Annotated in this window: 27 protein-coding genes; all 27 read right to left on the reverse strand. The window is 69.4% G+C overall.

The window, feature by feature from the left end; all coding sequences use genetic code 11:
- Nucleotide 1 precedes the first annotated feature (1 nt).
- Nucleotides 2-184, reverse strand: a complete 183-nt coding sequence (gene rpmD, locus GY42_RS08245; RefSeq protein WP_013117860.1) for a 50S ribosomal protein L30 — start codon at nt 182-184, stop codon at nt 2-4.
- Nucleotides 184-828, reverse strand: coding sequence for a 30S ribosomal protein S5 (gene rpsE, locus GY42_RS08250; RefSeq protein WP_046528978.1), 645 nt, complete (start codon nt 826-828; stop codon nt 184-186). Before rpsE ends, rpmD begins: the two co-directional genes overlap by 1 nt.
- 34 nt (nt 829-862) lie before the next feature.
- Nucleotides 863-1234: a 50S ribosomal protein L18 gene (rplR, locus tag GY42_RS08255; RefSeq protein WP_046528979.1), complete on the reverse strand. Its 372-nt coding sequence runs from the start codon at nt 1232-1234 to the stop codon at nt 863-865.
- A 3-nt stretch (nt 1235-1237) separates the two neighbouring features.
- Nucleotides 1238-1777: a 50S ribosomal protein L6 gene (gene rplF / locus GY42_RS08260; RefSeq protein ID WP_046528980.1), complete on the reverse strand. Its 540-nt coding sequence runs from the start codon at nt 1775-1777 to the stop codon at nt 1238-1240.
- Between the two features lie 25 nt (nt 1778-1802).
- On the reverse strand, nt 1803-2201 hold the full coding sequence (rpsH, locus tag GY42_RS08265) for a 30S ribosomal protein S8 (protein ID WP_046528981.1): 399 nt from the start codon (nt 2199-2201) through the stop codon (nt 1803-1805).
- Between the two features lie 76 nt (nt 2202-2277).
- A complete protein-coding gene (locus GY42_RS08270; protein ID WP_046528982.1) occupies nt 2278-2463 on the reverse strand; it encodes a type Z 30S ribosomal protein S14 in 186 nt (61 codons plus the stop codon).
- A gap of 2 nt (nt 2464-2465) precedes the next feature.
- The gene (gene rplE / locus GY42_RS08275) at nt 2466-3038 is read right to left on the reverse strand and encodes a 50S ribosomal protein L5 (protein ID WP_046528983.1); all 573 of its coding nucleotides are present in this window, start codon (nt 3036-3038) and stop codon (nt 2466-2468) included.
- Nucleotides 3038-3379: a 50S ribosomal protein L24 gene (gene rplX, locus GY42_RS08280; protein ID WP_046528984.1), complete on the reverse strand. Its 342-nt coding sequence runs from the start codon at nt 3377-3379 to the stop codon at nt 3038-3040. Before rplX ends, rplE begins: the two co-directional genes overlap by 1 nt.
- 2 nt (nt 3380-3381) lie before the next feature.
- A complete protein-coding gene (rplN, locus tag GY42_RS08285; protein ID WP_013770175.1) occupies nt 3382-3750 on the reverse strand; it encodes a 50S ribosomal protein L14 in 369 nt (122 codons plus the stop codon).
- A gap of 175 nt (nt 3751-3925) precedes the next feature.
- Complete coding sequence (gene rpsQ, locus GY42_RS08290) at nt 3926-4216, reverse strand: 30S ribosomal protein S17 (protein WP_046528985.1); 291 nt, start codon at nt 4214-4216, stop codon at nt 3926-3928.
- A 7-nt stretch (nt 4217-4223) separates the two neighbouring features.
- Nucleotides 4224-4460, reverse strand: a complete 237-nt coding sequence (rpmC, locus tag GY42_RS08295; protein WP_046528986.1) for a 50S ribosomal protein L29 — start codon at nt 4458-4460, stop codon at nt 4224-4226.
- Nucleotides 4460-4876 (reverse strand): 50S ribosomal protein L16, encoded by a 417-nt coding sequence (gene rplP / locus GY42_RS08300; protein ID WP_046528987.1) that lies wholly within the window; start codon nt 4874-4876, stop codon nt 4460-4462. Before rplP ends, rpmC begins: the two co-directional genes overlap by 1 nt.
- 3 nt (nt 4877-4879) lie before the next feature.
- Nucleotides 4880-5701: a 30S ribosomal protein S3 gene (gene rpsC, locus GY42_RS08305; RefSeq protein WP_046528988.1), complete on the reverse strand. Its 822-nt coding sequence runs from the start codon at nt 5699-5701 to the stop codon at nt 4880-4882.
- Nucleotides 5701-6081 carry a 50S ribosomal protein L22 gene (gene rplV, locus GY42_RS08310; RefSeq protein WP_046528989.1) on the reverse strand — a complete coding sequence of 127 codons (381 nt, stop codon included), beginning with the start codon at nt 6079-6081 and terminating at the stop codon, nt 5701-5703. Before rplV ends, rpsC begins: the two co-directional genes overlap by 1 nt.
- A gap of 53 nt (nt 6082-6134) precedes the next feature.
- Nucleotides 6135-6416, reverse strand: a complete 282-nt coding sequence (gene rpsS, locus GY42_RS08315; protein WP_013117874.1) for a 30S ribosomal protein S19 — start codon at nt 6414-6416, stop codon at nt 6135-6137.
- A 15-nt stretch (nt 6417-6431) separates the two neighbouring features.
- Nucleotides 6432-7268, reverse strand: coding sequence for a 50S ribosomal protein L2 (gene rplB, locus GY42_RS08320; protein ID WP_046528990.1), 837 nt, complete (start codon nt 7266-7268; stop codon nt 6432-6434).
- Between the two features lie 25 nt (nt 7269-7293).
- Nucleotides 7294-7596 (reverse strand): 50S ribosomal protein L23, encoded by a 303-nt coding sequence (gene rplW, locus GY42_RS08325; RefSeq protein WP_046528991.1) that lies wholly within the window; start codon nt 7594-7596, stop codon nt 7294-7296.
- The gene (gene rplD / locus GY42_RS08330; RefSeq protein ID WP_046530713.1) at nt 7593-8279 is read right to left on the reverse strand and encodes a 50S ribosomal protein L4; all 687 of its coding nucleotides are present in this window, start codon (nt 8277-8279) and stop codon (nt 7593-7595) included. The genes rplW and rplD overlap by 4 nt, the downstream gene beginning before the upstream one ends.
- Before the next feature lie 5 nt (nt 8280-8284).
- A complete protein-coding gene (gene rplC, locus GY42_RS08335; protein ID WP_046528992.1) occupies nt 8285-8944 on the reverse strand; it encodes a 50S ribosomal protein L3 in 660 nt (219 codons plus the stop codon).
- A gap of 24 nt (nt 8945-8968) precedes the next feature.
- Complete coding sequence (rpsJ, locus tag GY42_RS08340) at nt 8969-9277, reverse strand: 30S ribosomal protein S10 (RefSeq protein ID WP_013117879.1); 309 nt, start codon at nt 9275-9277, stop codon at nt 8969-8971.
- Between the two features lie 354 nt (nt 9278-9631).
- Nucleotides 9632-10825: an elongation factor Tu gene (gene tuf, locus GY42_RS08345; protein WP_046528993.1), complete on the reverse strand. Its 1194-nt coding sequence runs from the start codon at nt 10823-10825 to the stop codon at nt 9632-9634.
- Between the two features lie 121 nt (nt 10826-10946).
- A complete protein-coding gene (fusA, locus tag GY42_RS08350; protein WP_046528994.1) occupies nt 10947-13049 on the reverse strand; it encodes an elongation factor G in 2103 nt (700 codons plus the stop codon).
- Between the two features lie 93 nt (nt 13050-13142).
- Nucleotides 13143-13613 carry a 30S ribosomal protein S7 gene (gene rpsG, locus GY42_RS08355; RefSeq protein WP_046528995.1) on the reverse strand — a complete coding sequence of 157 codons (471 nt, stop codon included), beginning with the start codon at nt 13611-13613 and terminating at the stop codon, nt 13143-13145.
- A gap of 5 nt (nt 13614-13618) precedes the next feature.
- On the reverse strand, nt 13619-13987 hold the full coding sequence (rpsL, locus tag GY42_RS08360; RefSeq protein WP_013117883.1) for a 30S ribosomal protein S12: 369 nt from the start codon (nt 13985-13987) through the stop codon (nt 13619-13621).
- A 421-nt stretch (nt 13988-14408) separates the two neighbouring features.
- Complete coding sequence (locus GY42_RS08365; protein WP_046528996.1) at nt 14409-14759, reverse strand: hypothetical protein; 351 nt, start codon at nt 14757-14759, stop codon at nt 14409-14411.
- Nucleotides 14759-16213, reverse strand: coding sequence for a C2 family cysteine protease (locus GY42_RS08370; protein ID WP_046528997.1), 1455 nt, complete (start codon nt 16211-16213; stop codon nt 14759-14761). The genes GY42_RS08365 and GY42_RS08370 overlap by 1 nt, the downstream gene beginning before the upstream one ends.
- A 157-nt stretch (nt 16214-16370) precedes the next feature.
- Nucleotides 16371-20240, reverse strand: a complete 3870-nt coding sequence (locus tag GY42_RS08375; RefSeq protein WP_046528998.1) for a DNA-directed RNA polymerase subunit beta' — start codon at nt 20238-20240, stop codon at nt 16371-16373.
- Nucleotides 20241-20279: the final 39 nt, after the last annotated feature.

Raw genomic sequence — 20279 nt, forward strand, 5'->3', positions numbered from 1 at the left:
GTCACTCGACCTCCTCGACCGCGACGAGGTGCGTCACCGTCTTGACCATGCCGCGGATCTCAGGACGGTCCTCCTTGACGACGACGTCGCCGATCCGCTTGAGGCCCAGGGTGCGCAGCGTGTCGCGCTGGTTCTGCTTGCCGCCGATGGCGGACCGGGTCTGGGTCACCTTGAGACGCGCCATCACGCACCCGCCTTCGCGGCCGCCGAGGCGGCACGGCCCTCGGCCTGCGCCCGCAGCAGCGGGGCCGGCGCGACGTGGTCGAGCGCCAGCCCACGACGGGCGGCGACAGCCTCGGGCTCCTCGAGGGCGCGCAGGGCCTCGACCGTGGCGTGCACGATGTTGATCGCGTTGGACGACCCGAGCGACTTGCTGAGCACGTCGTGGATGCCGGCGCACTCGAGCACCGCGCGCACCGGACCACCGGCGATCACACCGGTACCGGGGGACGCGGGACGCAGGAAGACGACGCCGGCGGCCTTCTCGCCCTGGACGGGGTGCGGGATGGTGCCCTGGATGCGGGGGACGCGGAAGAAGTTCTTCTTCGCCTCCTCGACACCCTTGGCGATCGCCGCGGGCACCTCCTTGGCCTTGCCGTAGCCGACGCCGACCGTGCCGTCGCCGTCACCCACCACGACGAGCGCGGTGAAGCTGAAGCGACGGCCGCCCTTGACGACCTTCGCGACACGGTTGATCGTCACGACGCGCTCGACGAACGCGCTCTTCTCGGCGGCGTCACCGCGCCGCCCGCCGTCACGACGGCCGCCGTCCCGGCGGTCGCCGCCGGTGCCGCCGGCACCGGTGTTGCTGCGCTGAGGAGCAGCCATCAGAAAGTCCTCTTCTTCGATGCGGAGTTCGTCGTCACAGGGCCAGACCACCCTCACGGGCGCCGTCGGCGACCGCGGCCACACGGCCGTGGTACTTGTTGCCGCCGCGGTCGAACACGACCGCCTCGACACCCGCAGCCTTGGCACGGGCCGCGACGAGCTCGCCGACCTTCTTCGCCTTGGCGGTCTTGTCGCCGTCGTGGCCGCGCAGGTCGGCCTCGAGGGTCGACGCCGACGCGACGGTCTTGCCGAGGCCGTCGTCGACGACCTGGGCCGTGATGTGACGCGCGGACCGCGTCACGACGAGGCGGGGACGCGCAGCCGTGCCGACGACCTTCTTGCGCAGGCGCAGGTGGCGGCGGCGACGGGCGATGGTCGTGCCCTTGCCCTTGATGCTGATCGCCATGGCTTACTTCCCAGCCTTTCCGACCTTGCGGCGCACGTTCTCGCCCGCGTACCGCACGCCCTTGCCCTTGTACGGCTCGGGCTTGCGGATCTTGCGGATGTTCGCGGCGACCTCGCCGACCTGCTGCTTGTCGATGCCCTCGACCGAGAACTTCGTCGGGGTCTCGACGGCGAACGTGATGCCCGCCGGCGGCTCGACGACGACGGGGTGGCTGAAGCCGAGCGCGAACTCGAGGTTGCTGCCCTTCGCCGTCACGCGGTAACCGGTGCCGACGATCTCGAGCTTCTTGGTGTAGCCCTCCGTGACGCCGGTGACCAGGTTGGCCAGCAGCGTGCGGGTCAGGCCGTGCAGCGAGCGCGAGGCGCGCTCGTCGTCGGGACGCGTCACCACGAGGGCGCCGGCGTCGTCGCGGTCCACCGCGATGGGGGCGGCGACCGTGTGGGTGAGCTCCCCCTTGGGGCCCTTCACCGTCACCACGCGGCCGTCGATCGTCACGTCGACACCCGAAGGCACCGGGACGGGGATCCTGCCGATTCGAGACATGGCTGTTCTCCTCTCCGTCTCGGGCTTACCAGACGTAGGCGAGGACTTCCCCGCCCACACCCTTCTTGGCTGCCTGCTTGTCGGTCAGCAGGCCGGAGGACGTGGACAGGATCGCCACGCCCAGGCCGCCGAGCACCTTCGGCAGGTTGGTCGACTTGGCGTACACGCGCAGGCCCGGCTTGGACACGCGCTTGACGCCGGCGAGCGCACGCTCGCGGTTGGGGCCGTACTTCAGGGTGATCGTGAGGTTCTTGCCCACGGGGGCGTCCTCGACGGTCCAGCCCGAGATGTAGCCCTCGGCCTGCAGGATCTCGGCGATGTGGCTCTTGAGCTTCGAGAACGGGATCGTCACCGTGTCGTGGTGCGCCGAGTTCGCGTTGCGCAGACGCGTCAGGAAGTCTGCGATCGGGTCGGTCATGGTCATCGGGCGTTCGCCCTTTCTCGCCGGGGTATCCGCGGCCCCGCCAGGGGGCCGCGGACCTACCGACGTCCGGTGGTTCTTACCAGCTGCTCTTGGTCACGCCGGGGAGCTCGCCACGGTGGGCCATCTCCCGCACGCAGATCCGGCACAGGCCGAACTTGCGGTACACCGAGTGCGGACGACCGCACTTCTGGCAGCGCGTGTACCCGCGGACCGCGAACTTCGGCTTCGCGGCCGCCTTGTTGATGAGGGCGGTCTTCGCCATGGTCAGTTCTCCTTGAACGGGAAGCCGAGGAGCTTGAGGAACGCGCGCCCCTCGTCGTCCGTCGTCGCGGTCGTGACGACCGTGATGTCCATGCCGCGGACCCGGTCGATCTTGTCCTGGTCGATCTCGTGGAACACCGACTGCTCGGTCAGACCGAACGTGTAGTTCCCGTTGCCGTCGAACTGCTGCGGCGACAGCCCGCGGAAGTCGCGGATGCGCGGCAGCGCGATGTTCAGCAGGCGGTCCAGGAACTCCCAGGCCCGGTCGCCGCGCAGCGTGACGTGCGCGCCGATCGGCATGCCCTCGCGCAGCTTGAACTGCGCGATCGACTTGCGGGCCTTGGTGACCTGCGGCTTCTGACCCGTGATCTGGGTCAGGTCGCGGATCGCGCCCTCGATGAGCTTGGAGTCCTTCGCGGCCTCGCCGACGCCCATGTTGACGACGACCTTGACCAGCCGCGCGACCTGGTTGATGTTCTCGTGGCCGAACTGCTCGAAGAGCGCCGGCTTGATCTCCTCGGCGTAGCGCGTCTTCAGACGCGGCAGGGCCGGGGCCTCGATGGTGGTCTCGGTCATCAGATGTCCTTACCGGAGCGCTTGGCGACGCGGACGCGCACGGTGCGCGTGCGGCCGTCCCGCTCGACCTGCTCGGTGCGGTAGCCGACCCGGGTGCCCTTCTTGGTCTCCGGGTCCACGAGCATCACGTTGCTGATGTGGATGGGGGCCTCGACGGTCTCGATGCCACCGGTGCGGGTGCCGCGGGCCGACTGGCCCGCCTTGACGTGCTTCTGCACGCGCTGCACGCCCTCGACCACGACGCGCTGCGTCTCGGGGAGCACCTCGAGCACGCGGCCCTGCTGCCCCTTGTCGCGGCCCGAGATGACGACGACCAGGTCGCCCTTCTTGATCTTCGCCATGGTCAGAGCACCTCCGGAGCCAGCGAGATGATCTTCATGAACTTCTTGTCGCGCAGCTCGCGGCCCACGGGGCCGAAGATGCGGGTGCCGCGCGGCTCGCCGTCGTTCTTGAGGATCACCGCGGCGTTCTCGTCGAACTTGATGTACGAGCCGTCGGGACGCCGGCGCTCCTTGCGGGTGCGCACGACGACCGCCTTGACGACGTCGCCCTTCTTGACGTTGCCGCCGGGGATCGCGTCCTTGACGGTGGCGACGATGACGTCGCCGATACCGGCGTAGCGACGGCCGGAGCCGCCGAGCACACGGATGCAGAGAATCTCCTTCGCACCCGTGTTGTCGGCGACACGCAGTCGCGACTCCTGCTGGATCATCTAGCTACTCCTGTCGTCTGGCGGGTTCTCGGTCAGCCGTGGCGCCGAGCCTGGCCATACGGATGGTTGCCGTGGTGCACACGCCGCGGGCGGGCGGGCCCGCCCGCGCCGTGGGCAACTGTCATGGTGCTGCTTGCAGGTGCCGGCGACCCCACGAGGGGGCCGCCGGCCCGTGTCACTTGGCCTTCTCGAGGATCTCGACGACGCGCCAGCGCTTGGTCGCCGACAGCGGCCGGGTCTCCATGATCTCGACCAGGTCGCCGATGCCGGCGCCGTTCAGCTCGTCGTGCGCCTTCACCTTGCTGGTACGGCGGATGACCTTGCCGTACAGCGGGTGCTTGACGCGGTCCTCGACCTCGACGACGACGGTCTTGTCCATCTTGTCGGAGACGACGTAGCCGCGACGGGTCTTGCGGTAGCCGCGGGGGTCCGTCGTCGCCGTGGTCTGCTCGTGCTTCGTGCTCATGAGTGCCTCACTCCGCGCTCGGGGCGGTCCGGATGCCGAGCTCGCGCTCGCGCAGGATCGTGTAGATGCGCGCGATGTCCTTGCGGACGGCCTTGAGGCGCCCGTGGCTCTCGAGCTGACCGGTCGCGGACTGGAAGCGGAGGTTGAACAGCTCCTCCTTGGCCTTCTTCAGCTCGGCGACCAGCTTCTCGTCGTCGAAGGTGTCCAGCTCGCTGGGAGCCAGATCCTTGGTTCCGATAGCCATCAGTTACCACCCTCGCGCACGATGAAACGTGTCTTCATCGGGAGCTTGTGCTGCGCGCGGCGCATGGCCTCACGCGCGAGCGGCTCCGGGACGCCGGCGAGCTCGAACATGACTCGGCCGGGCTTGACGTTGGCGATCCACCACTCGGGCGAGCCCTTACCGGAACCCATGCGGGTCTCGGCGGGCTTCTTCGTGAGGGGACGGTCCGGGTAGATGTTGATCCAGACCTTCCCACCACGCTTGATGTGGCGGGTCATGGCGATACGAGCAGCCTCGATCTGCCGGTTGGTGACGTAGGCGGGCTCGAGAGCCTGGATGCCGAACTCACCGAACGAGATCGTGGTGCCACCGGTCGAGGCGCCGGAGCGCTTCGGGTGGTGCTGCTTGCGGTGCTTCAGCCTGCGCGGGATCAGCACGGCTCAGGCCTCCGTTCCGGACTCGGTGGGCGCCTCCGCCGCGGGCGCCTGCTCGGCGGCCGGGGCGGGAGCGTCCTGACGCTCGGTACGACGACCGCCGCCGCGAGGACCGCGGTCGCCACGGTCACCACGCGGGCCACGCGAGGGGCGGGGAGCCTGCGAGGCCTGCTCGCGTGCCCACTCCTTCTCGGTGACGTCGCCCTTGTAGACCCAGACCTTCACGCCGATGCGGCCGAAAGTCGTGCGGGCCTCGAAGAAGCCGTAGTCGATGTTCGCGCGCAGCGTGTGCAGCGGCACACGACCCTCGCGGTAGAACTCCGTGCGGCTCATCTCCGCACCGCCGAGGCGGCCGGAGACCTGCACGCGGATGCCCTTGGCACCGGCGCGCTGGGCCGACTGGATGCCCTTGCGCATGGCGCGACGGAACGACACGCGGCTCGCGAGCTGCTCGGCGATGCCCTGGGCGACCAGCTGAGCCTCGATCTCGGCGTTCTTGACCTCGAGGATGTTCAGCTGGACCTGCTTGCCCGTGAGCTTCTCGAGCTCGCCACGGATGCGGTCGGCCTCCGCGCCACGACGCCCGATGACGATGCCCGGGCGGGCGGTGTGGATGTCGACGCGCACACGGTCACGCGTGCGCTCGATCTCGACCTTGGCGATGCCCGCGCGCTCGAGACCCGTGCTCATGAGCTTGCGGATCTGCACGTCCTCGCGCACGTAGTCGCGGTACCGCTGGCCCGGCTTCGTCGAGTCCGCGAACCACCGCGACCGGTGGTCGGTCGTGATGCCGAGGCGGTACCCGAGCGGGTTGACCTTCTGTCCCACTAGCGGGTCCCTCCCTTGGTGGAGGTCGCCTTCTCGCGCTGCGAGATGACGACCGTGATGTGGCTCGTGCGCTTCATGATCCGACCGGCGCGACCCTGCGCGCGCGGCCGGAAGCGCTTGAGCGTCGGGCCCTCGTCGACGAAGACCTCCGAGATGTAGAGGTCTGCCTCGTCGAGGCGCTCGCTGTTGCGCTTGGCCCCCTCGACCGCGTTCGCGACCGCGGACTGCACCGTCTTGAGGACGGGCTCCGCCGCGGCCTGCGGCGCGAACTTCAGCACCGCCACGGCCTCGGCCGCCTGCTTGCCACGGATGAGGTCCACGACGCGGCGGGCCTTCTGGGGCGTGACGCGGACGAACCGCGCCTTCGCCTTGGCTTCCATCGCTGTCCTGCTCTCTTGTCTCTGCCGTCAGGGCGTCACCAGGCTGACCGGGGTCAGCGGCGACGGCCCTTCCGGTCGTCCTTCTCGTGGCCGCGGAACGTCCGCGTCGGAGCGAACTCGCCGAGCTTGTGCCCGACCATCGACTCCGTCACGAAGACCGGGGTGTGCTTGCGGCCGTCGTGGACCGCGAAGGTGTGGCCGAGGAAGTCGGGCGTGATCATCGAGCGACGCGACCACGTCTTGATGACGTTCTTCGTGCCGGCCTCGTTCTGCGCGTCGACCTTCTTCTGCAGGTGGCCGTCGACGAACGGGCCCTTCTTGAGGCTGCGAGGCATTCTCTCGGGCTCCTATCAGCGCTTCTTGCCGGTGCGCCGACGGCGCACGATGAGCTTGTCGCTCGGCTTGTTCGGACGACGGGTGCGGCCCTCGGGCTGACCCCACGGGCTCACCGGGTGGCGGCCACCGGAGGTCTTGCCCTCACCACCACCGTGCGGGTGGTCGATCGGGTTCATGGCGACACCGCGGACGGTCGGGCGCTTGCCCTTCCAGCGCATGCGGCCGGCCTTGCCCCAGTTGATGTTCGACTGCTCGGCGTTGCCCACCTCGCCGACCGTCGCGCGGCAGCGCAGGTCGACGTTGCGGATCTCGCCGGACGGCATGCGCAGCTGCGCGTACGGCCCGTCCTTGGCGACGAGCTGCACCGACGCACCGGCCGAACGGGCGATCTTCGCGCCGCCACCGGGCTTGAGCTCGATGGCGTGGATGACCGTACCGGTCGGGATGTTGCGCAGCGGCAGGTTGTTGCCGGGCTTGATGTCGGCGCCGGGGCCGGCCTCGAGCACGTCACCCTGCTGCACCTTGTTGGGGGCGATGATGTAGCGCTTCTCGCCGTCCGCGTAGTGCAGGAGCGCGATGCGCGCCGTGCGGTTGGGGTCGTACTCGATGTGCGCGACCTTGGCCGGCACGCCGTCCTTGTCGTGACGACGGAAGTCGATCACGCGGTAGGCGCGCTTGTGCCCGCCACCCTGGTGACGCGTCGTGACGCGGCCGGTGGAGTTGCGGCCACCCGTCTTGTGCAGCGGGCGAACCAGCGACTTCTCGGGCGTCGAGCGCGTGATCTCCACGAAGTCGGCGACGCTCGAGCCGCGGCGGCCGGGCGTCGTCGGCTTGTACTTACGGATTCCCATGGGAGTTCGTCCTCTTCGCTCTCGGTCAGCCGACCGGTCCGCCGAAGATGTCGATCGAGCCCTCGCGGAGGGTGACGATCGCACGCTTCGTGTTCTTGCGGCGGCCGATGCCGAAGCGGGTCCGGCGGGCCTTGCCCTGACGGTTCGCGGTGTTGACCGACTCGACCTTGACGCCGAAGACCTGCTCGACGGCGATCTTGATCTCGGTCTTGTTGGCCCGCGGGTCCACGAGGAACGTGTACTTGCCCTCGTCGAGCAGGCCGTAGCTCTTCTCCGAGACGACCGGCGCGATCAGAATGTCGCGCGGGTCCTTACCGACGGCGGTCACTTCGTCTCCTCGTTGGCCTCGGCCTCGGTGGCGACGGCCTTCGCACCCTTGGCAGGGCCGGCGAGGAACGCGTCGAGCGCGCCCTGCGTGAAGACCACGTCGTCCGAGATGAGGACGTCGTAGGTGTTGAGCTGGTCGGCGACGAGCAGGTGCACCCGCTCGACGTTCCGCAGCGACTTCCAGGTGATCTCGTCCTGGCGCTCGACGACCACGAGGACGTGCTTGCGACCGGAGAGGTTGTCGAGCACCGCGAGGGCGGCCTTGGTCGACGGGACCTCGCCCGGGGCGAAGCCCGTGACGACGTGGACGCGGCCGGCACGCGCGCGGTCCGAGAGAGCACCGCGGAGCGCCGCGGCCTTCATCTTCTTCGGGGTCCGCTGCGAGTAGTCGCGGGGGGTCGGGCCGTGGACGGTGCCACCGCCGGCGAACTGCGGCGCACGGGTCGAGCCCTGACGGGCGCGGCCGGTGCCCTTCTGCTTGTACGGCTTCTTGCCACCACCGCGGACCTCGCCGCGGGTCTTGGTGTCGTGGGTGCCCTGGCGCGCGGCGGCGAGCTGGGCGACGACGACCTGGTGGATCAGCGGGACGTTCGTCTGCACGTCGAAGACGTCACCGGGCAGGTCGGCCGTGCCGGCCTTCTTGCCCTTCTCGTCGAGGACGTCGACGGTCAGCGTGTCGCTCATCGAGGTCACGCACCCTTCGCAGCGGTACGCACGACGACGACGCCGCCCTTGGGGCCGGGAACCGCGCCCTTGACGAGCAGCAGACCCTTCTCTGCGTCGACCGCGTGCACGGTCAGGTTCTGGGTGGTCTGACGGGCGACGCCCATCCGACCGGCCATGCGCAGGCCCTTGAAGACGCGCGACGGGGTCGAGGCCCCGCCGATCGAGCCGGGCTTGCGGTGGTTGCGGTGCGCACCGTGGGAGGCGCCGACGCCGGAGAAGCCGTGACGCTTCATGACACCGGCCGTGCCCTTGCCCTTGGTGGTGCCGATGACGTCGACCACCTGGCCGGCCTCGAAGGCCCCCGCGGTGATCTCCTGGCCGAGCGTGAACTCGGCGGCGTTCGGCGTACGGATCTCGGCCACGTGCCGACGGGGGGTGACCCCCGCCTTCTCGAAGTGACCCTTGAGCGGCTTGGTGACCTTGCGCGGGTCGATCTGGCCGTAGGCCAGCTGGACCGCGGCGTAGCCGTCGCTCTCAGCGGAGCGGACCTGCGTCACGACGTTGGTGCCGACGGCGATGACCGTGACCGGCACGAGGCGACCGGCCTCGTCCCACAGCTGCGTCATGCCGAGCTTGGTGCCGAGCAGCGCCGTGACGGGGCGCGCGTTCTGCTGGGTAGCCATGAAAGATCAGTCCCTTCCCAGCGATCAGAGCTTGATCTCGATGTTCACGTCCGCGGGCAGGTCGAGACGCATGAGCGAGTCGACGGCCTTCGGCGTGGGGTCGATGATGTCGATGAGCCGCTTGTGCGTGCGCATCTCGAAGTGCTCGCGGCTGTCCTTGTACTTGTGGGGCGACCGGATGACGCAGAAGACGTTCTTCTCCGTCGGCAGCGGCACCGGACCCACGACCGACGCACCAGCGCGAGTCACCGTGTCGACGATCTTGCGCGCCGAGCTGTCGATGACCTCGTGGTCGTAGGACTTGAGCCTGATGCGGATCTTCTGTCCCGCCATGGCGTCGTCTACTTCTCTCTCTCGAACCGGTCCTGTCCGACCCCCGCACTCGGGCGTGTCGCTGTTCGCGACGCGCCTCGGCGCTCACGCACCGTTCCCGGACGGGGGCCGTGGTTGTCGTCCGCCCCCCGTCGGGTGACCCCGAGGGTCTGGGCGTCCGCCACGTCTGTTCGCCCAGCGATGGGCGCGCGTGAACGCACACCCCAGCGGGCAACCCCGACAGTCTGCCAGACGCGGGCCGCAAAGCCAACTCCCCTGGTCCGGACCGCTGCCGTCGGCCGGCCGGGGACGGCGCAGGGCCCGGGAGCCGAAGCTCCCGGGCCCTGCGTGTGGATCAGCCCCGAGGGGCGGTGATCACTTGATGATCTTCGTGACCCGGCCCGAGCCGACTGTGCGGCCACCCTCGCGGATGGCGAAGCCGAGGCCCTCCTCCATCGCGATGGGCTGGATGAGCGTCACCGAGATCTCGGTGTTGTCGCCGGGCATGACCATCTCGGTGCCCTCGGGCAGCGTGATGACGCCGGTGACGTCGGTCGTCCGGAAGTAGAACTGCGGACGGTAGTTGCCGTAGAACGGGTTGTGACGGCCGCCCTCGTCCTTGGACAGGATGTAGACCTGGCCCTCGAACTCGGTGTGCGGCGTGATCGAACCCGGCTTGACGACGACCTGGCCGCGCTCGACCTCCTCGCGCTTCGTGCCGCGCAGGAGCAGGCCGACGTTCTCGCCCGCCTCGGCGTAGTCGAGGAGCTTGCGGAACATCTCGACACCGGTGACGGTGGTCTTGATCGCCTTCTCCTTGATGCCGACGATCTCCACCTCCTCGTTCACCTTGAGCTGACCGCGCTCGACACGACCGGTGACGACGGTGCCACGACCGGTGATCGTGAAGACGTCCTCGATCGGCATGAGGAACGGCTTGTCGATGTCGCGCACCGGGTCCGGCACGTTCTCGTCGACGGCGTCGAGCAGGTCCTCGACCGACTTGACCCACTGCGGGTCGCCCTCGAGCGCCTTGAGGCCCGAGACGCGGATGACCGGGGCGTTGTCGCCGTCGAACTCCTGCGACGACAGCAGCTCGCGGACCTCCATCTCGACGAGCTCGAGGATCTCCTCGTCGTCGACCATGTCGGACTTGTTGAGCGCGACGAGCAGGTACGGGACGCCGACCTGACGGGCGAGCAGGACGTGCTCACGCGTCTGGGCCATCGGGCCGTCGGTCGCCGCGACCACGAGGATGGCGCCGTCCATCTGCGCCGCACCCGTGATCATGTTCTTGATGTAGTCGGCGTGACCGGGGGCGTCGACGTGCGCGTAGTGACGCTTCTCGGTCTGGTACTCGACGTGCGCGATGTTGATCGTGATACCGCGCTGCTTCTCCTCGGGCGCCTTGTCGATCTCGTCGAACGGCGTGAAGGGGTTCAGCTCCGGGTACTTGTCGTGCAGCACCTTCGAGATCGCGGCGGTCAGCGTCGTCTTGCCGTGGTCGACGTGACCGATGGTCCCGATGTTGACGTGCGGCTTGGTCCGCTCGAACTTCGCCTTGCCCACTGGGTGTCCTCCTCAGGACTTGGTAGAGATTGCCCGACGGCAGCCACCTGACGGTACCTGCGCGGCGTGCGGTCCTACGGGTCGGATGTGTTGCTGGTACTGCGGGGGTCGACCTGTGGGACTACTCGCCCCGGGTCTTCTTGATGATCTCGTCGGCAACGTTCCGAGGAACCTCGGCGTAGCTGTCGAACTGCATCGAGTAGACGGCACGACCCTGGGTCTTCGACCGCAGGTCACCGACGTACCCGAACATCTCGGAGAGCGGCACCTGGGCGCGGATGACCTTCACGCCCGTCGCGTCCTCCATGGACTGGATCATGCCGCGTCGCGAGTTGATGTCGCCGATGACGTCGCCCATGTAGTCCTCGGGCGTGCGCACCTCGACGGCCATGATCGGCTCGAGGAGGGCCGGGTCCGCCTTGCGCACCGCCTCCTTGAGGATCATCGAGCCCGCGATCTTGAACGCCATCTCCGAGGAGTCGACGTCGTGCGCGGCGCCGTCGAGCAGGATCGCCTTGATGCCCACGAGCGGGTAGCCCGCGAGGACACCGAGCTGCATCGCGCTCTGGATGCCGGCGTCGACCGACGGGATGTACTCGCGCGGGACGCGGCCACCGGTGACCTTGTTCTCGAACTCGTACAGCTCGCCCTCGGCCGGGTCGAGCGGCTCGAAGGTCATCTGGACCTTGGCGTACTGGCCCGAGCCACCGGTCTGCTTCTTGTGCGTGTAGTCGATCTTCTCGACCGCACGGCGGATGGTCTCGCGGTACGCGACCTGCGGCTTGCCGACGTTGGCCTCGACCTTGAACTCGCGACGCATGCGGTCGACGAGGATGTCGAGGTGGAGCTCGCCCATGCCGCCGATGACGGTCTGGCCGGTCTCCTCGTCGAGCTTCACGCGGAAGGTCGGGTCCTCCTCGGCGAGCTTCTGGATTGCCGTGGAGAGCTTCTCCTGGTCGGCCTTCGTCTTCGGCTCGATCGCCACGTCGATGACGGGCTCCGGGAAGGTCATCGACTCGAGGATCACCGGCGCGGCCGGGTCGCACAGGGTGTCACCGGTGGTGACGTCCTTGAGACCGATGAACGCGTAGATGTGGCCGGCCTGCGCCTCGGGGACGGGGTTCTCCTTGTTGGAGTGCATCTGGAAGAGCTTCCCGATGCGCTCCTTCTTCCCCTTGGTCGAGTTGAGCACCGCGGCGCCCTGCTCGACCTTGCCCGAGTACACGCGGACGTAGGTCAGCTTGCCGAAGAACGGGTGCGCCGCGACCTTGAACGCGAGGGCCGAGAACGGCTCCGCGGCGTCGGGGTGACGCTCGACGACGATCTCGGGGTCCTTGACGTCGTGACCCTCGACCGCCGCGACGTCCAGGGGCGTCGGCAGGTAGTCGATGACGGCGTCGAGCATGGGCTGCACGCCCTTGTTCTTGAACGCCGAGCCGCACAGGACCGGGTAGGCGGACGACGTGACCGTGAGCTGGCGGATGCCGGCCTTGATCTCGGCGACCGTGAGCTCCTCGCCGCCGAGGAACTTCTCCAGCAGCTCGTCGCTCGTCTCGGCGACGGCCTCGAGGAGCTCGGCGCGGTACTGCTCCGCCTTCTCCTGCAGGTCGGCCGGGATGTCCTCGATCTCGTACTTCTCGCCGAGGGCGGTCTCGCCGCGCCACACCAGGGCGCGCATCTCGACCAGGTCCACGACGCCGATGAAGTCGTTCTCGGAGCCGATCGGCAGCTGGATGACCAGCGGCTTGGCCTTCAGGCGGTCGACGATCGTCTTGACCGTGAAGTAGAAGTCGGCGCCCAGCTTGTCCATCTTGTTGACGAAGCAGATGCGCGGGACGTCGTACTTGTCGGCCTGGCGCCAGACGGTCTCCGACTGGGGCTCGACGCCCTCCTTGCCGTCGAACACCGCGACCGCGCCGTCGAGGACGCGCAGCGAGCGCTCGACCTCGACCGTGAAGTCCACGTGACCGGGGGTGTCGATGATGTTGATCTGGTTGTTCTTCCAGTAGCAGGTCGTCGCGGCCGACGTGATCGTGATGCCGCGCTCCTGCTCCTGCTCCATCCAGTCCATCGTCGAGGCGCCGTCGTGCGTCTCACCGATCTTGTAGTTGACCCCCGTGTAGAACAGGATCCGCTCGGTGGTCGTCGTCTTGCCGGCATCGATGTGCGCCATGATGCCGATGTTGCGGACCTTCGTGAGGTCCGTCAGCACGTCCAGTGCCACGTGTTAGCCCCTTGTCGGTTGGCTTGCGGTCGGTGCCCGTCCGCGCCGCCGCGGGCCGGTCCTGCGAAGGACCGGCCCGCCGCGGCGGCGGGGTCACCAGCGGTAGTGCGCGAACGCCCGGTTGGACTCGGCCATCTTGTGCATGTCCTCACGGCGCTTCACCGCGGCACCGAGGCCGTTGGACGCGTCGAGGATCTCGTTCATGAGGCGCTCGGTCATGGTCTTCTCGCGGCGGGCCCGCGAGTAGTCCGTGAGCCAGCGCAGCGCGAGCGTCGTGGCACGCACGGGGCGGACCTCGATCGGCACCTGGTAGGTCGCACCACCGACGCGGCGGGACTTGACCTCGAGCGCGGGACGCACGTTGTCGAGCGCGCGCTTGAGCACGACGACCGGGTCGGACTGCGTCTTCTCGCGGACGCCCTCGAGGGCGCCGTAGACGATCGACTCGGCGACGGTCTTCTTGCCGTCGAGGAGGATCTTGTTGATGAGCTGCGTGACGACGGGCGATCCGTAGACCGGGTCGACGATCAGCGGCCGCTTCGGAGCGGGACCCTTGCGAGGCATCTGTCTCAGCCCTTCTTCGCGCCGTAGCGGCTGCGCGCCTGCTTGCGGTTCTTCACGCCCTGCGTGTCGAGCGCGCCGCGCACGATCTTGTAGCGGACACCCGGCAGGTCCTTCACACGACCGCCGCGCACGAGCACGATCGAGTGCTCCTGCAGGTTGTGGCCGACACCCGGGATGTACGCCGTGACCTCGATGCCCGAGGAGAGGCGGACGCGCGCGACCTTGCGGAGCGCCGAGTTCGGCTTCTTCGGGGTGGTCGTGTAGACGCGGGTGCACACACCGCGTCGCTGGGGGGAGCCCTTGAGGGCAGGCGTCTTCGACTTGTTCGTCTTCGCCTGCCGGCCCTTGCGGACCAGCTGCTGGATCGTAGGCACTACGTCTCCGTCTGTCGGTGTTCTCTGGTCTGACCGGCACCCGTCACCCAGGACGGCCGGCTCGTCCCGGATCGCCGCCCGTCGCACGGCTACCCCGGAGGTCTCGAGTCCCGCACCGACCCCCGCGCCCGGGCGTGTCGCTCGCTCCCCTCCCGCGCGGACGGTCCCGCAGGACGCGTTCCGTGGGAGGTGGGCCAGCCACCCGGTGCCGCTCGCCGCGACCCCACGGGTGGGGTCGGGCCGCGTGCACGCACAAGGGCCCGACGGCGCGGGCACGGTGTCCTACGCTACCGCGCACCACCAGGCCCGTCAAAGGAGCAGGCCACCCCCGCCGACACGCACCAGACGCGCACGTGGCGCCCGCCCACGCGGCGTCGAGCGCCGGTCCGGTGGCCGCGCCCCGGTCCCGACGCGGCCGACGTCACTCGACCGGGAGCACCCACGCGTAGCTGCCCGACCCGCCCGGCGCCGACGAGGAGGTGTCCTCGTGCACCGAGACCAGCTCGTAGGTGCGGCCCTTGAGCGTCGCACGCTCACCGACCGCGATCCCCGCGTCCTCGGCCGCGCCCTCGCCGTCGTCCGCCGTCAGCACGATCGAGTCGTCCCAGACGTTCGCGGCCACGAGCACGACGCCGTCGACCGTGGTCGGGACGTTCTCCCTCAGGCGCGCGGCGCCCTCGGGCGGCTCGGACGCCTGGTCCCCGCACGCGGAGAGCCCCACGACGACCGCGAGCAGCACCGCGACCGACGCGAGCCGTCGATGGAGGGACATCAGCGCACCTCGTTCATGTCGACCTGGCGGAACTGCTGCAGGTAGTCGGCGTAGGGCAGGGTCACGGGCGCGTAGCTCCGCAGCCCCCACGGGTTGACCAACGTCACGGTACCCGCCTCCACGTCGACCTCCTGCACGTAGTAGGCGTGGTTGGCGTACAGCCGCGTCGACGCGTCCGCCGCGTAGTACGGGCTCTTCTTCGCGCCGTCGGTGGTGAGCGACGCGACGCCGATCGCGCCGCCGTCGTCGAGCGTGTCCGCGAGCCGCTGGAGCGACACGTCACCCGGGTCGTGGCTCGTCGACGGCCGCCCCGTCAGGGTCTCCATGCCGACCGACGGCCACCCGCCCTCGATGGCCGCGTAGTCGCCGTAGTGCAGCGCGAGCGCCTTCTCCATGACCATCGGCCAGACCTCGTAGCCGAGCGTCCGGTCGTCGTCCAGCAGGTACTGCGGCGAGCGCGCGAGCGCGGGCGCGCCGTCGACCAGCACCATCTCCGGCGACACCGTGACGTCGACAGGCCTGCCGTCGTCGTACAGACGCACCGTGTACGACCCGTTCTCGTTCACCGTGATCGCGTCCCGGATGACGCCGGGGTCGGCCTGCGCGACGGCCCCCAGCGAGGCCATCCACCAGCAGTCGCCGATCGCCCCCTGCTGGATGTCCGCCGGGTCGACGCCACCGACGTACAGCTGGTGCGGCACCTCGCCGTACTCCGCGACGTTCCGCACGCTCTCGGGGTCGTCGCGCGCGCCGTCGCCGCCGAGGTCGGCGAAGCTGGGCTGCAGCTCGTCGGTCACGGCCGCGAACCGGTCGAGCGTCTCTTTCGACGCCCGTGAGGCGAGCAGCTCCCACAGCTCGCGCCGCTCCTCGCGCGACCACCCGCCGAACAGCCAGCCCTCCTCCATCTGCTCGACCCAGTGCTCGAGCTCCGCGTCGCTCATCGCCGCGACGAGCGCGTCGACCTCACGCCCGTTCAGCCCGGCGACCGCGGTCCTCGCGTCCTCGAGGTCGCCCCCGCGCACGCCCCAGAAGCCTCCCTCGAGCGCGTCCCGCACGTCGTCGAGCGCCGCGTCGACCCGGGCCGGGTCGGCCTCCTGCCGGTCGGTCGCGGCGTTGGCGTACTCGGCCGACCCCGCGCCGTCCGCCGGGTCGCCCGACCCGCCACCCGACGCGCCGTCCGCGGCCGGTGCCGGCGCCCGCACGCCGTCGTCGTCCGCGTCGTCGCCGTACCGGGTCGGCGCGTCGTCGCCGCCGCAGTCGCCGGCCTGCGTGCCGATCGACCGCACCGCGCATGTCACGCGCTCGGCGAGCGTCGTGCCCACCCCGGACGCGCGGACGGCCGCGAGGGCGCCCGCCACGACCAGGACGACGAGGACGATCACGCCGACGTACTCCACGGCGCCGGCGCCGGCGTCCCTCTGCTCCGCGTCGCGACGCGCGTCGTGCCTGGTCATGGCCGTATCCTCCGGGCCTCGAGGTGCGCCCGGCCAGTGACCACGGCACCAACCGCGTGGGCCCGCGGGCCCAACGCGAGGCGCGCGGGAACGCCCGAGGGGCCCGCCGGACGCATCCGACGGGCCCCTCGGGGTCGTGCTGGGGAGGTGGTCGACCTCAGCGGTAGTCGCCGAAGTCGATGTCCTCGAGCGGGATCGCCTCGCCGGTGCCCAGGCCGAGCGCCGGGAAGTCGATCTCGTCGTAGCCGAAGGCCGGGTACAGCTCGGCCTTCGCCTCCTCGGTCGCCTCCACCGCGATGTCCCGGTAGCGGGGCAGGCCCGTGCCGGCGGGGATCAGCTTGCCGAGGATGACGTTCTCCTTCAGGCCCAGCAGCGGGTCCGAACGGCTCGACATCGCGGCCTCGGTCAGCACCTTGGTCGTCTCCTGGAACGACGCGGCCGACAGCCACGAGTCCGTCGCGAGCGACGCCTTGGTGATGCCCATGAGCTCGGGACGGCCCGACGCGGGCTGGCCACCCTCGGACACGGCCTTGCGGTTCGCGTCCTCGAAGCGGCCGCGCTCGGCCAGCTCGCCGGGCAGCAGACCCGTCTCGCCGGAGTCGAGCACCGTCACGCGCCGCAGCATCTGCCGCACGATGACCTCGATGTGCTTGTCGTGGATGTCCACGCCCTGCGAGCGGTAGACCTCCTGGACCTCGTCCACCAGGTGCTTCTGCGTGGCGCGCGGGCCGAGGATGCGCAGGACCTTCTTCGGGTCCACCGCACCCTGGACGAGCTGCGTGCCCACCGACACGTGGTCCCCGTCGCCGACCAGCAGGCGCGAGCGCTTGGTGATCGGGTAGCGGATCTCCTCCGAGCCGTCGTCCGGCGTCAGGACGATCGCCCGCGAGCGGTCGCCCTCCTCGATCGTCACGCGGCCCGAGAACTCCGCGATCGGCGCCTCACCCTTGGGGGTACGGGCCTCGAAGAGCTCCTGGACACGGGGCAGACCCTGCGTGATGTCGTCGGCCGACGCCACACCACCGGTGTGGAAGGTACGCATCGTGAGCTGCGTGCCGGGCTCACCGATCGACTGGGCCGCGATGATGCCGACGGCCTCGCCGATGTCGACGAGCTTGCCGGTCGCGAGCGACCGGCCGTAGCACTTGGCGCACGTGCCGACGCGCGACTCGCAGGTGAGCACCGAGCGGATCTTGAGCTCGGTCACGCCCGCCTCGAGCAGCCGGTCCAGCAGGACGTCGCCGACGTCGTCGCCGGCACGGCCGACGACCTCGTCACCGACCGACACGTCGGTCGCGAGCGTCCGCGTGTACACGGACGTCTCGACCTTGTCGTGCCGGCGCAGCGTCCCGTCGGCTGCGGCCACGCCGATCGGCATGGTCAGGCCGCGCTCGGTGCCGCAGTCCTCCTCGCGGACGATGACGTCCTGCGAGACGTCCACCAGACGACGCGTGAGGTAGCCCGAGTCGGCGGTCCGCAGAGCGGTGTCCGCCAGACCCTTGCGGGCACCGTGCGTCGCGATGAAGTACTCGAGGACGGACAGGCCCTCGCGGTAGTTCGCCTTGATCGGGCGGGGGATGATCTCGCCCTTCGGGTTGGCGACCAGACCACGCATGCCCGCGATCTGGCGGACCTGCATCCAGTTGCCTCGCGCACCCGAGCCGACCATGCGGAAGACGGTGTTGCGGGCCGGGAAGTTGGCCTGCATCGCCTTCGCGACCTTGTCGGTGGCGTTCGTCCAGATCTCGATGAGCTCCTGACGACGCTCGTCGTCGGTGATGAGGCCCTTGTCGTACTGGCCCTGCACCTTCGCCGCGCGCGCCTCGTGCTCCTCGAGGATCTCCTGCTTGATCGCCGGGGTGGCGACGTCGGAGATCGCGATGGTCACGCCCGAGCGGGTGGCCCAGCGGAAGCCGGCCTCCTTCAGCGCGTCCAGCGACGCCGCGACCTCGACCTTCGGGTACCGCTCGGCCAGGTCGTTGACGATCGCCGAGAGGCGCTTCTTGTCGACCACGCCGTTCTCGTACGGGTAGTCGACCGGCAGCAGCTCGTTGAAGAGCGCACGGCCGAGCGTCGTCTCGAACAGCAGCGTCTGACCGGGCTCCCAGCCCTCGGGGGCGGTCTCCTCGTCGAGGACGAGGTCGTCGAACCGGATCTTCACGACCGCGTTGAGGTCGAGGCTCCCCTGGTCGAACGCCATGATCGCCTCGGACACCGAGCTGAAGGAGCGGCCCGCACCCAGCGGGTCCTCCTTGTCGGAGGTGAGGTGGAACAGGCCGATGATCATGTCCTGCGAGGGCATGGTCACCGGTCGGCCGTCCGACGGCTTGAGGATGTTGTTGCTCGAGAGCATGAGGATGCGGGCCTCGGCCTGCGCCTCGGCGCTCAGGGGCAGGTGGACGGCCATCTGGTCACCGTCGAAGTCCGCGTTGAACGCGGCGCAGACGAGTGGGTGCAGGTGGATCGCCTTGCCCTCGACGAGCTGCGGCTCGAACGCCTGGATGCCCAGACGGTGCAGCGTGGGCGCACGGTTCAGCAGCACCGGGTGCTCGGTGATGACCTCCTCGAGCACGTCCCACACCACGGGGCGGGCGCGCTCGACCATGCGCTTGGCCGACTTGATGTTCTGCGCGTGGTTGAGGTCCACCAGGCGCTTCATCACGAACGGCTTGAACAGCTCGAGCGCCATCTGCTTGGGCAGGCCGCACTGGTGCAGCTTGAGCTGCGGGCCGACGACGATGACCGAACGGCCCGAGTAGTCGACGCGCTTGCCGAGCAGGTTCTGGCGGAACCGGCCCTGCTTGCCCTTGAGCATGTCGGAGATCGACTTGAGCGGACGGTTGCCGGGGCCCGTCACCGGGCGACCGCGGCGGCCGTTGTCGAACAGCGAGTCCACGGCCTCCTGGAGCATCCGCTTCTCGTTGTTGACGATGATCTCCGGCGCGCCCAGGTCCAGGAGCCGCTTGAGGCGGTTGTTCCGGTTGATGACGCGGCGGTACAGGTCGTTGAGGTCCGACGTGGCGAAGCGGCCGCCGTCGAGCTGGACCATCGGGCGCAGGTCCGGCGGGATGACCGGGACCGCGTCCAGGACCATGCCCGTCGGCGAGTTGTTCGTCGTGAGGAACGCGTTGACGACCTTGAGGCGCTTGAGGGCGCGGGTCTTGCGCTGGCCCTTGCCGCTGCGGATGGTCTCGCGCAGCGACTCGGCCTCGGCGACCAGGTCGAACGCCTCGAGGCGCTTCTGGATCGCCGCGGCGCCCATCGAGCCCTCGAAGTAGTTGCCGTACCGGTCCTGCAGGGCGCGGTACAGCATCTCGTCGCCCTCGAGGTCCGCGACCTTGAGGTTCTTGAAGCGGTCCCAGACCTGCTCGAGGCGGTCGAGCTCGGCGTCGGCACGCTTGCGCAGCTGCGCCATCTCGCGCTCGGCCGAGTCGCGCACCTTGCGGCGCGCGTCGGCCTTGGCGCCCTCGGCCTCGAGCTCGGCCAGGTCGGCCTCGAGCTTCTGGGCGCGGGCGTTGATGTCGTTGTCGCGGCGGTCCGCGATCTCCTTCTTCTCCAGGTCGATCTCGTTCTGGAGGTTCGGGAGGTCCTCCTGGCGACCGTCCACGTCGACCCACGTGATCATGTAGGCCGCGAAGTAGATGACCTTCTCGAGGTCCTTCGGCGCCAGGTCGAGCAGGTAGCCCAGACGCGACGGCACACCCTTGAAGAACCAGATGTGCGTGACGGGGGCGGCCAGCTCGATGTGGCCCATGCGCTCACGGCGCACCTTCGAGCGCGTCACCTCGACGCCGCAGCGCTCGCAGATGATGCCCTTGAAGCGCACGCGCTTGTACTTGCCGCAGTAGCACTCCCAGTCCCGCGTGGGACCGAAGATCTTCTCGCAGAAGAGCCCGTCCTTCTCCGGCTTCAGGGTCCGGTAGTTGATGGTCTCGGGCTTCTTCACCTCACCGTGCGACCAGGCACGGATGTCGTCGGCCGTGGCCAGGCCGATGCGCAGCTCGTCGAAGACGTTGACGTCGAGCAAGGTTCCTACTTCCTTCGCGTTCCGGGGCCTGACGGCTCA

The organism is Cellulomonas sp. FA1 (assembly GCF_000986825.1).
GTDB lineage: Bacteria > Actinomycetota > Actinomycetes > Actinomycetales > Cellulomonadaceae > Cellulomonas > Cellulomonas iranensis.